This window comes from Streptomyces sp. MST-110588 (genome assembly GCF_022695595.1).
GTDB lineage: Bacteria > Actinomycetota > Actinomycetes > Streptomycetales > Streptomycetaceae > Streptomyces.
Genome location: NZ_CP074380.1, coordinates 3,341,267 through 3,355,000 on the forward strand (window position 1 = coordinate 3,341,267; position 13,734 = coordinate 3,355,000).

At 69.4% G+C, this 13,734-nt stretch carries 12 protein-coding genes, 2 rRNA genes and 1 pseudogene (1 of these 15 running past the window's edge); 11 read left to right on the forward strand and 4 right to left on the reverse strand.

What is annotated here, in order from left to right; all coding sequences use genetic code 11:
• The first annotated feature begins 6 nt into the window (after window positions 1-6).
• The 9 genes and pseudogenes from KGS77_RS14555 to KGS77_RS14595 all read left to right on the forward strand — a co-directional run bounded on the left by KGS77_RS14555 (window position 7) and on the right by KGS77_RS14595 (window position 8,683).
• Window positions 7-204, forward strand: a complete 198-nt coding sequence (locus KGS77_RS14555) for a DUF397 domain-containing protein (RefSeq protein ID WP_242581539.1) — start codon at window positions 7-9, stop codon at window positions 202-204.
• A 391-nt stretch (window positions 205-595) separates the two neighbouring features.
• Window positions 596-811: a DUF397 domain-containing protein gene (locus KGS77_RS14560; protein WP_242581540.1), complete on the forward strand. Its 216-nt coding sequence runs from the start codon at window positions 596-598 to the stop codon at window positions 809-811.
• Window positions 812-1,000: 189 nt separating this feature from the next.
• Complete coding sequence (locus KGS77_RS14565; protein WP_242581541.1) at window positions 1,001-1,309, forward strand: hypothetical protein; 309 nt, start codon at window positions 1,001-1,003, stop codon at window positions 1,307-1,309.
• A gap of 376 nt (window positions 1,310-1,685) precedes the next feature.
• Window positions 1,686-2,573: a hypothetical protein gene (locus KGS77_RS14570; protein WP_242581542.1), complete on the forward strand. Its 888-nt coding sequence runs from the start codon at window positions 1,686-1,688 to the stop codon at window positions 2,571-2,573.
• Window positions 2,563-3,929 (forward strand): annotated as a pseudogene (locus tag KGS77_RS14575) (hypothetical protein). The gene KGS77_RS14570 and the pseudogene KGS77_RS14575 overlap by 11 nt, the downstream one beginning before the upstream one ends.
• On the forward strand, window positions 3,926-5,491 hold the full coding sequence (locus tag KGS77_RS14580; RefSeq protein ID WP_242581543.1) for an SCO6880 family protein: 1,566 nt from the start codon (window positions 3,926-3,928) through the stop codon (window positions 5,489-5,491). Before KGS77_RS14575 ends, KGS77_RS14580 begins: the two are co-directional and overlap by 4 nt.
• A 22-nt stretch (window positions 5,492-5,513) precedes the next feature.
• Window positions 5,514-6,944: an ATP-binding protein gene (locus KGS77_RS14585; protein ID WP_242581544.1), complete on the forward strand. Its 1,431-nt coding sequence runs from the start codon at window positions 5,514-5,516 to the stop codon at window positions 6,942-6,944.
• Window positions 6,945-7,004: 60 nt separating this feature from the next.
• Window positions 7,005-7,157 (forward strand): hypothetical protein, encoded by a 153-nt coding sequence (locus KGS77_RS14590; protein ID WP_242581546.1) that lies wholly within the window; start codon window positions 7,005-7,007, stop codon window positions 7,155-7,157.
• Entirely contained in the window at window positions 7,133-8,683 is a 1,551-nt protein-coding gene (locus KGS77_RS14595; protein ID WP_242581548.1) for a type VI secretion protein, read from the forward strand. Before KGS77_RS14590 ends, KGS77_RS14595 begins: the two co-directional genes overlap by 25 nt.
• A gap of 122 nt (window positions 8,684-8,805) precedes the next feature.
• Here the strand turns inward: KGS77_RS14595 and KGS77_RS14600 are convergent, their stop codons facing one another.
• Window positions 8,806-9,510, reverse strand: coding sequence for a TetR/AcrR family transcriptional regulator (locus KGS77_RS14600; protein WP_242581550.1), 705 nt, complete (start codon window positions 9,508-9,510; stop codon window positions 8,806-8,808).
• 114 nt (window positions 9,511-9,624) lie between these two features.
• Between KGS77_RS14600 and KGS77_RS14605 the strand changes: the two genes are divergently transcribed.
• Together KGS77_RS14605 and KGS77_RS14610 are read left to right on the forward strand one after the other, a co-directional pair.
• On the forward strand, window positions 9,625-11,157 hold the full coding sequence (locus tag KGS77_RS14605; RefSeq protein ID WP_242581552.1) for an MFS transporter: 1,533 nt from the start codon (window positions 9,625-9,627) through the stop codon (window positions 11,155-11,157).
• Between the two features lie 65 nt (window positions 11,158-11,222).
• Window positions 11,223-11,852, forward strand: a complete 630-nt coding sequence (locus tag KGS77_RS14610) for an NAD(P)H-dependent oxidoreductase (protein WP_242581554.1) — start codon at window positions 11,223-11,225, stop codon at window positions 11,850-11,852.
• 87 nt (window positions 11,853-11,939) lie between these two features.
• Here KGS77_RS14610 and KGS77_RS14615 read toward each other — a convergent pair whose 3' ends face one another.
• The 3 genes from KGS77_RS14615 to KGS77_RS14625 all read right to left on the reverse strand — a co-directional run.
• The gene (locus KGS77_RS14615) at window positions 11,940-12,221 is read right to left on the reverse strand and encodes a hypothetical protein (RefSeq protein WP_242581556.1); all 282 of its coding nucleotides are present in this window, start codon (window positions 12,219-12,221) and stop codon (window positions 11,940-11,942) included.
• A 71-nt stretch (window positions 12,222-12,292) separates the two neighbouring features.
• Window positions 12,293-12,409: ribosomal RNA gene (gene rrf, locus KGS77_RS14620) — 5S ribosomal RNA — on the reverse strand.
• A 75-nt stretch (window positions 12,410-12,484) separates the two neighbouring features.
• Window positions 12,485-13,734: ribosomal RNA gene (locus KGS77_RS14625) — 23S ribosomal RNA — on the reverse strand (it continues 1,871 nt past the right edge of the window).

A 13,734-nucleotide genomic window follows, 5' to 3' on the forward strand; every position in this document is an offset into this window, starting at 1 on the left:
AGCACCGTGTCAGTACCGAAGTGGCAGAAGTCGAGCTTCAGCGGGGCCGGGGGCAACCAGGACTGCATCGAGGTCAGCCGCGGGGACGGAGGGGTGTGGTTCCGGGAGAGTGATCGGCCGGAGGAGAACGGACGCGTCGGCTCCGCCGCATGGTCCAGCTTCCTTCGTCAGGTCAGGGACGGCGCGTACGACCGCGCCCGGTAGCAGAGGGAGCCCGCTTGGCGGGCATTGCTGAAGGACCGGTTGGAAGTCACAACCGGCGGCTCGGGGACGGCCGGGCGTGGGCGTATCGGGGACTCCCCGCAGGGCCGTGTGCAAGACGCAGGCTTCCTTTTACGGCGTACCAGCCACGCACACGGCCCGAGGAGAGGCCCCGGTGCGACCGCGCCCCACCCCACCCACCGACCGCACCGGGCTAAAGACCAAACAACCCGCACATGACCGACAAGGAAGCGCCGCAGGCATCGCGCCACACACAGCAACCACCCACCAACGAACCGCCGCCCACAAGCGCCGCGCCGCCACGGGCGGAAACCGGCGAAAGCGGATACGCCCGGACTGGACGGCATGGTGCCGTTCCGGGAGAGTGATCGGCATGAACCGACCCGATCCCAGCAAGCTCAACTGGCAGAAGGCCACGGACGACGAGAACGCAGAGGAGTACATCGAAGTCGCCTTCGGCGACCACGACGACGTCCACCTGCGCACGAACACCGACCCCGACACCATCGTCACCACCACCCAGGCCAAGTGGGACGCCTTCGTCCTCGGCGTACAAGCAGGCGAGTTCGATCACTTCGTCGGGCTCTGAGCCCGGCCGGCCCGATGGGCGTCCTGCACGCCCGCGCGCCCAGCTTTCGCGTCGGATCGCGCAAAGAAAGCCGCCAAGTCGACATCCCGAAGCCGATTTGTCGGCGAAGATGGTCCCGGCCCGTGCCGCGCACCGCGGCATGGGCATACAGACACCGGCAAGTTCCTACAAGGGGCGGTGAGTTCATACATGTTCATGGCAGCCGAAAAAGGCGACATCACCACCATCATCGGCGGAATCGCCCCGAACTGGGGCCCGTTCGGATCACTGGGCAACGAGGCCCGGGTGATGATCGAGGTGGTGATGGCGGTCGCGATCCTGCTCTGCCTCGGCATCGCGATCTGGGGCGCGGCCAAGCAGCGCATCGGGGCAACCGCGCTGCGTGACACGTTCAGCGCCGAGCAGGGCAAGGGCCTGATCGTCGCCGGCCTCACCGGCGTCTTCATCATCGGCTCGCTCGGAACGCTGTTCACCATCGTTTACGGGATGGCCGTCTAGCCGCTCGGACGCTCATACGCTCAGCCGCTCGCCCCCGTACGGCCTCATCTCCCTGTCCCATCCCCTCCCCTCCCTTCCCCTCACCGGCCCCCTCCCCTCACCGGCCCCAGCCCCCTCCGAGGCCCATGCTGATGCCCCCTCACCCCGGCCCGGCGCACCCCCGCACCCCTCACACCCCTCCTATCGCTCGCGCCGCTCACGCCACCCACGCCGCTCGCACCGCGGGCACCGCTCCCGCCCAGCATCTGAGGCCCCGTCGCCCTGACACGTACCCGTACCACCGCACGCCCGAGCCGCCGCCCGCACGGCTACGGTCATACACGGGCGGCGAAACGACGGCAGTGATGACGAAGTCGGCAGAGGGGGCACAGGAACGATGAGTCTCAACGATGACGACGGTTACGGGAGCGGCGGCTACGCGGGCGGCGGCCATGCGGGCGGCGACTACGGCCGTACGGACACGGGGCAGACCCGCACCCGGCTCCCCGACGGCGGGAGCCAGGCGTACGGCGGGGCACGCCGCTCCCGTACGGGCCTGTCCAGCCGGAACCTGATCACGGTCGTCGGCGTGGTCGTACTCCTGATCGCAGCCATCGCGTTCGCCAACCGCGGCGGCGGAACCGGCGGCGGGGACGGCGGCGCGAAGGGCGACGCGGACAAGGGCGCGCAGGCGCAGTCCACCGCGCCGACCGGCGAGAAGCCGGTCAAGGGCAAGGACGCCGGCATCGCCACCGGCTTCGCCAGGACCGAGCAGGGGGCACAGTCCGCGGCGGCGAACTACGTGGTGGCGCTGACGGGCGTCGGCATGTACGAGGCTGACAAGCGGCGGCAGATAATCGAGACCGTCTACGCGCCGTCCGTGGCGGCGGCACGCAAGCGCGACCTGGACAAGGTGTTCACCGACCCGGCGTTCCTCGGCAGGATCGGGCTCCAGCCCGACGGCACCGCGCCCAAGGGCGGCACCTTCGTCTCCAGGTCGAATCCCGTCGGCACCAAGATCGAAGCGTTCCAGGGCGACTCGGCCAAGGTGGCGGTCTGGTATTCGGCGCTGTTCGGGATCGCTGGTGGCAGCTCGAAGAACCCTGTGACGGAGAGCTGGTTCACCAACACGTTCGACCTGAAGTGGGTGGACGGGGACTGGAAGGTCGTCGACTTCACCGAGAAGAACGGGCCGGCCCCCATCGGGCAGGACCAAGCCGCCTCGTCGGCCGAGGAGATGTCCAAGGCCGTGGAAGGGTTCGGAGGCTTCACCTATGCCCGCTGACGGTCACCGACGTACCCTCTCGCTCATCTCCTTGGTGGCGGTCGTGCAGACCGCTGCCGTACTCGCGGCGTCACGTGCCTTCGCCGCACCGTCCCCCAAACCGTCCAAGGATCCCTGCGAGAATATCCGCGGCCCGGCCAAGGATTTCTGCCGCCCGGGCGACAGCGGCCCGGCCCCCAAACCCGGCGGCCTCTCCGACAGCCCCCTGGACCCCCTCCAGTCCCTCGCCAAGGGCTGTGCCGACGCCGCCGCCTGGATCATCAACAAGCTCTCGGGGGCCGTGAAGTCCACCTCACAGGTGGACTTCACCAACGGGGCGTTCCTGCGCCAGTACGCCGTCGTCTTCGCCGCCTCGACCGTGCTGACGCTCGTGCTGTGGCTGCTGGCCGTGGCCAAGCGGGCGGTGCGCGGGGTGCCGCTGACCGAGGCGATCAGCGAGGCGGTGGGGTTCCTGTGGCTGACGGTGCTCGCGTCCGCGTTCACCCCCCTCATCCTCTATACGGTCGTCTCGGCGGCCGACGGCGTCACCGAGATCATCGCCAAGGGCACCGGCGCACAGACCGACACGTTCTTCGGCGCGTTCGCCGAGGCCCTGAAGAAGGGCACCGACATCGGCGGCGGACCGATCATGCTCATCGTCGTGGCGCTGGTGTCCGTGCTGGCCGCCGGCGTGCTGTGGCTGGAGCTGGTGATCCGGGCCGCGCTGCTCTACGTGGGCGCGCTGCTCGGTACGGTCGTCTACGCCGGCCTGGTCGACAAGAACATGTGGGGACATGTCCGGCGCTGGGCCGGCATCATGATCGCCGTCATCATGGTCAAGCCCGTCATCGTGATCGTCCTGGGCATCGCGGGAGCGCTCTCCGCCGAGAACGGTCCCAACGCGTTCTCGGCCGTCGTCTCGGGCCTCGCCATCATCCTGCTCGCGATCTTCGCCAGTGCGGTGATCTACCGCTTCGTCCCCGGGTTCGGTGACGAGCTGGTCTCGGCCCGTACGAACAAGAAGCAGGCCACCGACGGCGCGCAGGCCGCCGCCGTGATCTCCTCGCCCGCCGCCCTGGTCTCGCAGGGCATCAAGACCCACAGCTCCCGTTCCTCCGGCGGCGGGGGCGCCGAGCACGGCGGTGCGGCGCCCCGGCCCGCGGGCGCCGTCTCCGGCGGGGTGGCCGCCCACGGCGGCCGTACGGGCAGCGGCGCACCGGGCGGCCCCACAGGCGGCACCACAGGCACCCCCACAGGCGGCGCCCAGGTCTCCGCCACCCCCGCCCCCGCCCCCGTACGCACCCCGGCCCCACGCCCCGCCCCGGCCCGCACGGCACCGCGCGCTCCGGCAAGTCCTCAGGAGGTGATGGGCGTTGACGACCCAGCCCCACCCGATCACACCCCGTCGCACCTATCTGATCGGCCGCGCCCGGCCCAACGCGATCGTCGGCAAGAACCGCGAGACGGGCGAGATCGCGCTGATCATCGCGGGGGCGGCCCTCGGCATGCTGTGCGGCCTGCTGGTGCCCGTACTGCCGCTGCGCATCCTGACCCTCACCGGCTTCCCGGTCCTGGGCATAGCCGCCGTCTACCTCCCCTACCGGGGCCGTACGTTCTACAAGTGGTTCGAGGTCAACCGCAGCTTCCGCCGCACCCTGCGCAAGGGCGCCACCTACCGCTCCGCCGCCGCCGAGGCCGGCACCCGCCTGGACGGCCGGGAGGTGGAGATCGGCCCGCCGCCCGGCATCGGCCGTATCACCTGGCTGACCGCGCCCTTCGGCCCCGACGAGATCGCGGTCCTGCTGCACGCCGACCGCCGTACGGTCACCGCCGCCATCGAGATCGAGGGCCCCGGCGTCGGCCTGCGCGACAGCGAGGACCAGGAGGCCCTCGTCGACCGCTTCGGCACGCTGCTCAAGCACGTCGCCAACGGCGACGGCTACGTCACCCGCCTCCAGATGCTCGCCCGTACGCTGCCCGCCGACCCCGACGCCCATGCCAAGGACGTCGCCCAGCGCGGCGACCCCGACTCCCCGCGCTGGCTCCAGGAGTCCTACGAGCAGCTCCAGTCGATGGTCTCCACCTCCTCCGAGCAGCACCGCGCCTACCTCGTCGCCTGCATGCACTACACCCGCGAGCTGGCCGCCGAGGCCCACACCATGGCGCGCGCGGCCCGTCTCCACCAGAGCGGCGGCCCCCTGCGCAGGAAGCTCGACCGGGACGCGGGCCTGGCCGTGGTCATGGCGCGTGAGCTGACCGACATCTGCGCCCGGCTCGCGGAGGCGGACATCCGCGTGCGGCAGCCGCTGGGGCAGGCACGGCTGTCCTCGCTGGTCCACTCCATGTACGACCCGGACCACCCCATCGACCACATCCAGGCGATGAGCCGGCGCAACGCCTGGCCGGCCGAGTTGGACGCGATGTCACCGACCTACCTCCAGGCCAAGACGCGGGAGTCGGCGACCCGCGCGCCCTGGTGCCACGCCACGGCCTGGATCAAGGAATGGCCGCTGACGCCCGTCGGCGTCAACTTCCTGGCACCGTTGCTGGTGCACACTCCCGACGTGATCCGTACGGTGGCGGTCTGCATGGACCTGGAACCGACCGAGGTGGCCATCGAACGGATGCTGACGGAGAAGACCAACGACGACGCCGAGGCCAGCCGCGCGGCCAAGATGAACCGGGTCGTGGACCCGCGCGACGTCGCCCACCACGGGCGGGTCGACCAGCGCGGCCACGATCTGGCGTCGGGCGCCGCGGGCGTCAACCTCGTCGGCTACATCACCGTCTCCTCCCGCTCCCCCGAGGCGCTGGCCCGCGACAAGCGCACCATCCGCGCCTCGGCCGGCAAGTCCTACCTCAAGCTGGAGTGGTGCGACCGCGAGCATCACCGGGCCTTCGTCAACACCCTGCCCTTCGCGACCGGAATCCGACGCTGAGCCGCTGGGAGGCGCGTACGTCATGGCCATCCTCGATCCGATCGCGGCGCTCACCGACGCCTTCACCAGCTTCCTGTTCGGGAAGGTGGAGACGACACGGCTGCCGGTACGGACCTCCACCGGCCAGGCGCAGGCCGTCTACCTGCCCACCGCGGCCCCGGGCCTCGGCGACTCCGGCGTGATCATCGGCCGCGAGGTCTACAGCGGCAAGGGCTACATCTACGACCCCTTCCAGTTGTACGGGCAGCAGCTCCCGGCGCCCCACTGGCTGGTGCTCGGGGAGTCCGGCAACGGCAAGTCGGCGCTGGAGAAGACGTACGTACTGCGCCAGTTGCGCTTCAAGGACCGGCAGGTGGTCGTCCTGGACGCACAGGGCGAGGACGGCGTCGGCGAGTGGAACCTGATCGCCCGGCAGCTCGGCATCACCCCCATCCGCCTGGACCCCACCTCCGCCATGAACGGCGGCATCCGCCTCAACCCCCTGGACCCGTCGATCACCACGACCGGCCAGCTCGCGCTGCTGCGTACGATCATCGAGGTGGCGATGGGCCACGGCCTGGACGAGCGGTCCGGCTTCGCGCTCAAGGTCGCCCACGCGTACGTCAACGAGACGATCACCAACCGCCAGCCCGTCCTGACCGACATCGTCGAACAGCTCCGCCACCCGGAGGAGGAGTCGGCGGAGGCGATGAACGTCGCCCTGGACGACGTACGGGCCTGGGGCCTGGACGTGGCGCTGGTGCTGGACCGGCTGGTCGACGGCGATCTGCGCGGCATGTTCGACGGCCCCACGACCGCCGGCATCGACCTGGACGCGCCGCTGATCGTCTTCGACCTCTCACACATCGACCGCAACTCGATCGCGATGCCGATCCTGATGGCGATCGTGGGGGTGTGGCTGGAGCACACCTGGATCCGGCCGGACCGCAAGAAGCGGATCTTCCTGGTCGAGGAGGCCTGGCACATCATCAACTCCCCGTTCGTGGCCCAGCTCTTCCAGCGGCTGCTGAAGTTCGGGCGGCGGCTGGGCCTGTCCTTCGTCGCGGTCGTCCACCACCTCAGCGACGTGGTGGACGGCGCGGCGGCCAAGGAGGCCGCCGCGATCCTGAAGATGGCCTCCACGCGGACGATCTACGCGCAGAAGACCGACGAGGCACGGGCCACCGGAGCAGTGCTGGGCCTGCCGCGCTGGGCGGTGGAGATCATCCCCACGCTGACCCCCGGTATCGCGGTATGGGACGTCAACGGCAACGTACAGGTCGTCAAACACCTGATCACCGAGGCCGAACGGCCGCTGGTCTACACCGACCGCGCGATGACGGAGACCTCCGCGAACCGTACGGACGAGGCGACGGCGATCGAGCGGGCGGCGGACGCGGAGGCGGCGCAGCGGGCCGAGGCGATCGCGATGCAGCGGGCTCTGCGGGGGGAGTCGAGCGAGACGGTGGCGTGAGGTGGGAAGGAAGGCGAACGGGGTGGAGCGTGGGCGGGGTGCATGACACCGGTGGGGCCGATGGGTTCGCAGAGCCGTACGGGCGCGGTGGTGGACGGGACGACGGATACGGATACGGACACGGACGCGGGCGAGGGGGCGGACGAGGCGGGCGGGGTCGGGGCATCCCCGACGCGCTCCTGGTCGGAGTGCTGGGTTTCCTGCTCGGGCTGACGGTCCTGGCCTGGACGGCGACGGGCCTGGCCGGTCTGTTCGCGCACGGCGCCTGGCCGGACGGCGTCACCTTCCCCCGCACGCCGCTGGCCCTGCGCAGCCTGATCGGGCAACCGCACGACCTGGCCGGGGCCTGGCCCGGCACACCCAAGGACCAGCTTTCCGGGTACGGGCTGTTCTGGGGCATCCTCATCAGCGAAGTGCTGGTGCTGCTCGTACTGACGATCTTCGTTCTGGGTACGGTCGCCCGCTACCGCGCCGTACGGGCCGCCCGGCGCGCGGGAACGGGGCGAGGGGCGAGACCGGGCCGAGGGGTGGGGTCACAGCGGGGATCGGGCCCGGCCCCGGCCGCGTACCCGGCTCCGGTCCCTGTCCAGGCCCCTGCCCCTGCCCCTGCCCCTGCCCCTGCCCCCGGCGGACATGAAACGGTCACTCCGGATCAATCGGCGACAACATCCAGGCAGAAACCGGCGAAACCAGCGGAACCGGCGGAACCAGTGAGATCGGCGAAACCAGCGGAACCGGTCTCGTACGAACGCCCCGTGCCCGAATCCGCGGCACACCTGACCGCCACACCCACGCCCGAACCCACCCCCCGCCGCCTCCACTTCGGCGCCGACCGGCAGCAGGCCACCGCCCTGGCCGCCGCGGCCATCGCCGCCGCCGAGGGTCCGCTCGTCGTCGCCACCACCGACCCCGGCCTGTGGGCCGAGACCAAGGACGCCCGCGCCAAGCTGGGCCCGCTGCTCACCTACGACCCCCTGCACCTCCTGGACACCCCGGCCCGGTTGCGCTGGTCCCCGGCCGCCGGCTGTACGGACCTGGGTACGGCCGCCGCCCGGGCCGCCGCGCTGCTCGCCCCCGTACGGCCCATGAGCACGCTCGACTCGGCCGTGGCGGACGCCGCCGAAACGCTCCTGCGCTGCTGGCTGCACGCCGCCGCCGTGGACGGCCGCCCCTTCCGGCAGCTCCACCGCTGGGCCCACGCGGGCGGCGCCGCGCACGAACCCGTACGCATCCTGCGGACGAACCCCAAGGCGTCGGCGGGTCAGGCCGGCGAGCTGGAGTCGGTGCTGACCGCCCATCCGGAACGCCGTGACCTGGCCAAGGAGTTGGTGGCACGATCACTTGCCGCGCTCTCCTCGATCCATATCCGAGACGCCTGCAATCCTCTTCGATCTGATGCGCTCATTCTCGAATCATTTATCGACGAAGGGGGAACGCTCTACGTGGTAGGGGAATCCGTTGAGGATCCGCGTACCACTCCGGGTGCGATGCCGCTGCTCACCGCACTCCTCTCCCACGTGGTCGAGCACGGCCGCCGCATGGCCGAACGGTCATCCGCCGGCCGGCTCGACCCACCACTGACCCTCGTGCTGGACGACATCGCCGCCCTCGCCCCGCTCCCCGCCCTGCCCGACCTGCTCGGCACGGGCGCCGCGCGCGGCCTGCCGGTCCTCGCGACGATGCGCTCACAGGAACAGGCCCGCGCCCGCTGGCCGCACCGCCCCCTGCCGGTCCGATAGGCCCTGCGGCTCCGATGAGCCTGCCGGCCCAACAGGACGGCACGGCCCCGACAGCGCCCGATAGGACAGCACGGCCCCTCAGGTCGGCCCGGCCCGGACCACGCCGGACCGGGCCGCCCGCCCTACGGCTTCCCGGACCCGTACAGCCGCAGGAAGGTCCGTACTCCCTGGGCGACCATCCCCGCCAGTTCCTCCGCCGGGATCTCCACGGCGCCCTGATAGGTCCGCTGGGTGACCTCCGCCCCGGTCAGCAGCGCCAGGTGCTTGGCCGCCAGCTCCTCCTCACCGGCCTCGATCCGCAGCAGACCACGGTCGGCCGCCTGCCGCAGATGGTCCGCCAGCACCCGCCGTACGGGCCGTGGGCCGGCCTCCTGCCATGCCTCCAGCACCTCCCGCGGCAGCCGCCCGGCCTCGGCGTTGATCACCCGTACGAGCGCGAAGTGGCCCTTGAACTCTTCCTGCGGGACCACGAACTCCCGGGCGAAGGCGATGAGATTGGGCTCCGGGTCGGTGAGCCGGCCGATGTGCCGTTCGATGAGCTCCCGGTGGAAGGCGGAGAGCGCCTGCGAGCTCTCCACCATCATGCTCCGGAAAAGCTGCTCCTTGTCCTTGAAGTGGTTGTAGATCGTGCGCTTGGAGACCCCGGCCTCGGCGGCGATCGCGTCCACGCTGGCCCGGGTGAACCCCTCGCGCGCGAACACCGTGCGCGCCGCGCTCATGATGGCGCGGCGCTTCTCCGCCAGCCCCCGCCGCACCGGCGCTCCGGCCGCATCCCCCACCGGCGCTCCGGCCGCGTCTCCTACCGGCGCTCCCGTCTGCGAACCCATCTCCGCTCCTCTCCGTCAAAAACTTGCACTACCCGGTTTACCTCATGCACTGCACCGTGTAGTTTACCTGTCATGCCAAAGGAATCCCCGCGGAACAGGCGGTCCGTTCCAGCCGTGACCCTCGTCGTCACCCTGCTGGGCTACCTGACCCTCCCCATGTCCATGTCCGGAACCACCGTCGCCCTGCCCCGTATCGGCGCCGACCTGGGCGCCTCCGGCCCGGCACTCCAGTGGGTGATCACCGGCTACTTCCTCAGCGCCGCCTCCTTCATGCTGGTGGCCGGATCACTGGGCGACCTCTTCGGCCGCCGCCGGGTCTTCACCGCCGGCGCCGCCCTGTGGTCCGCGGGCATGCTGGCCGGCGCGACCGCGCCGAACATCCTCGTACTCGACATCGCCCGCACCCTCAGCGGCGTCGGCGCCTCCGGCGTCATGGCCTGCGGCGGCGCCCTGCTGGCCGGCACCTTCCAAGGAGCCGCCCGCACCAGGGCGTTCGCGACGATGGGCACGATCGCCGGCGTGGGCCTCGCCCTCGGCCCGACCCTCTCCGGCGCACTCGTCGGGGCGCTGGGCTGGCGGATGACGTTCGGTGTCTTCGTCGCCGCGGGGCTGGTCCTGCTGGCCGGTACGACCCTGATGGCCGAATCGCGCGCCGAGCACCGCCCCCGCGTGGACCGCCCGGGGATCATCACCTTCATCAGCGGCCTGGCACTGGTCATGTACGGCCTCACCCAGGGCTCCAAGGCCGGCTGGACCAGCCCCCTGGTCCTGGCCCCGGTCCTGGTCGGTACGGCCCTGCTCACCCTCTTCGTACGGCATGAACGCCGCACCGATCACCCGGTCCTGGACCTGAGTCTGCTGCGCAACCGTCGCTTCATGGGCTGGTGCCTGGCCGCGCTCGGCATGAGCCTGGGCACCTCCGGTCTGCTGGTCTTCCTGCCCACCTACCTCCAGGGCGTCAACCACGCCTCGGCGCGGGACGCGGGCCTGACGATGCTGATGCTCACCGCGCCCGTCCTGGTCGTCCCGCCGCTCGCCGGCCGGCTCGTCAACCGCGGGCTTCCGGCCCGGCACCTCATCGTCGTCGCCCTGCTGCTGATGGCGGCCGGCAACGCCTGGCTCACCGTGCTGCACCCGGGCATCGGCCCCGTACAGCTCCTCGGACCGCTGCTGACCGCAGGCGCCGGCAACGGCCTGGCTGCCGGCATGATCGACGCCCAGGCCATGAACCTGGTCGAGGCCGAGCGGACCGGCATGGCGGCCGGCTTCCTCAACACCGTCAAGGGCGGCTCCAACGCCCTGCTGCTGACCGTCGTCGGCGCCGCGCTGACCGGACTGATCCAGGCGCGGGTGGGCGGCTCGGCCGAACTGGCCGCCCGGGTGGCCGCAGGCGAACTCGGCAGCACGCACGGGGCCTTCCTCGCCGCACAGTTCACCGGAGCCTGGCACACCCTCCTGTGGGCGGTGGCTGCCCTCCTGCTCACCGCGGCCCTCACCGTCCACCGTCTGCTCGACCCCTCCCGCAGCACGTCGACGGAGCGCCCGGCGCCGGGTACGACGGCGGGTACGGCAACGCGTACGACAGCGCGTCCGACGGCACCCTCGACCACCGCACCCCGGCACGCCACGGCCACATCACACCGCTGACCACACCTCTTCAACCACATAACTCCACCCCATACCCATCCCTACCGACCAACCAAGGAGACCCCATGTCCACCACCGCATCTCACGCCGCCCAGACCGCTGACGCCACGTCCGCCTCCGAAGCCCCCTACCGCCTCGCCGTCATCGTCGGCAGCACCCGCGAAGGCCGCTTCGGGCCGGTCGTCGCCAACTGGTTCGCCGAGGTGGCGGGCAAGCGTACGGACCTGGAGCTGGACGTCATCGACCTGGCCGACATCGAACTGCCCGCCGTCATCCCCGCCTTCGGCTCACAGCCCACGCCCGCCGTCGCCTCCCTGGGCGAACGCCTCTCCGCCGCCGACGCCTTCGTCGTCATAACCCCCGAGTACAACCACAGCTTTCCCGCGGGCCTGAAGCAGGCCATCGACCTGTTCCGCCAGGAGTGGCAGGCCAAGCCGGTGGGCTTCGTCTCGTACGGGGGCCTGGCGGGCGGCCTGCGCGCGGTCGAACAACTGCGGCTGGTCTTCGCCGAGCTGCACGCCGTGACCGTACGCGACACCGTGAGCTTCCACATGGCCTGGGAGCAGTTCGACGCGGCCGGCCAGCCGAAGGACCCCCAGGGCACCGGCACGGCCGCCACCGTCATGCTCGACCAGATCGCCTGGTGGGCCCAGGTCCTGCGAACCGGCCGCACGACCCGCCCGTACGGCGCCTGACCCAGCCCCCTTGCCTCGAAGGCCGACCCGTCCCCGGGTCGGCCTTCGTGCGTTCGGTGGCAGGCTCGGCGGGGCCTGTGCGTGCGGTCAGACGCCGGGGACAGACCTCAGCAGCAGACGGCCGGCGTCTCCACCCTGTTCCACCACGACGTCCATGACGGTGTCGTCGTCCATGCGCAGGACGAACTGCGGGTCCGCGTCGACGAGCGCCAGCAGCTCCTCCCGCGCCACCTGCCTGAGGGGCGGTGAGGCAACAGCCATCAGGGTGGCGCCGTCCACCGCCGTAGTGACCTCTACGGGAAGCCGCATCAGACGGGTGCGGGCATTGGCCCACCACTCCAGATGAGCGACGCCCTGGTAACGGTCCATGCACCGATGATATTCGGCGCACAAATGCAGAAAGCCCCGCACCATACGGTGCGGGGCTTCCCCTAAAAATTGTTCGGCGGCGTCCTACTCTCCCACAGGGTCCCCCCTGCAGTACCATCGGCGCTGAAAGGCTTAGCTTCCGGGTTCGGAATGTAACCGGGCGTTTCCCTAACGCTATGACCACCGAAACACTATGAAGATGAACTCCAGCCAGCACAGGCGAGTTCGTTACTTCAGAACCTACACAGTGGACGCGAGCAACTGAGGACAAGCCCTCGGCCTATTAGTACCAGTCAACTCCACACCTTACGGCGCTTCCATATCTGGCCTATCAACCCAGTCGTCTACTGGGAGCCTTAACCCCTCAAAGGAGGTGGGAGCCCTCATCTCGAAGCAGGCTTCCCGCTTAGATGCTTTCAGCGGTTATCCTTTCCGAACGTAGCCAACCAGCCATGCCCTTGGCAGAACAACTGGCACACCAGAGGTCCGTCCGTCCCGGTCCTCTCGTACTAGGGACAGCCCTTCTCAAGACTCCTACGCGCACAGCGGATAGGGACCGAACTGTCTCACGACGTTCTAAACCCAGCTCGCGTACCGCTTTAATGGGCGAACAGCCCAACCCTTGGGACCGACTCCAGCCCCAGGATGCGACGAGCCGACATCGAGGTGCCAAACCATCCCGTCGATATGGACTCTTGGGGAAGATCAGCCTGTTATCCCCGGGGTACCTTTTATCCGTTGAGCGACGGCGCTTCCACAAGCCACCGCCGGATCACTAGTCCCTACTTTCGTACCTGCTCGACCCGTCAGTCTCACAGTCAAGCTCCCTTGTGCACTTACACTCAACACCTGATTGCCAACCAGGCTGAGGGAACCTTTGGGCGCCTCCGTTACCCTTTAGGAGGCAACCGCCCCAGTTAAACTACCCACCAGACACTGTCCCTGATCCGGATCACGGACCCAGGTTAGACATCCAGCACGACCAGAGTGGTATTTCAACAACGACTCCCCCGCCACTGGCGTGACGAGATCACAGTCTCCCACCTATCCTACACAAGCCGAACCGAACACCAATATCAAGCTATAGTAAAGGTCCCGGGGTCTTTCCGTCCTGCTGCGCGAAACGAGCATCTTTACTCGTAGTGCAATTTCACCGGGCCTATGGTTGAGACAGTCGAGAAGTCGTTACGCCATTCGTGCAGGTCGGAACTTACCCGACAAGGAATTTCGCTACCTTAGGATGGTTATAGTTACCACCGCCGTTTACTGGCGCTTAAGTTCTCAGCTTCGCAACCCCGAAAGGTCACTAACCGGTCCCCTTAACGTTCCAGCACCGGGCAGGCGTCAGTCCGTATACATCGCCTTACGGCTTCGCACGGACCTGTGTTTTTAGTAAACAGTCGCTTCTCGCTGGTCTCTGCGGCCACCACCAGCTCAGGATGCAAGACCCCTCACCAGCAATGGCCCCCCTTCTCCCGAAGTTACGGGGGCATTTTGCCGAGTTCCTTAACCA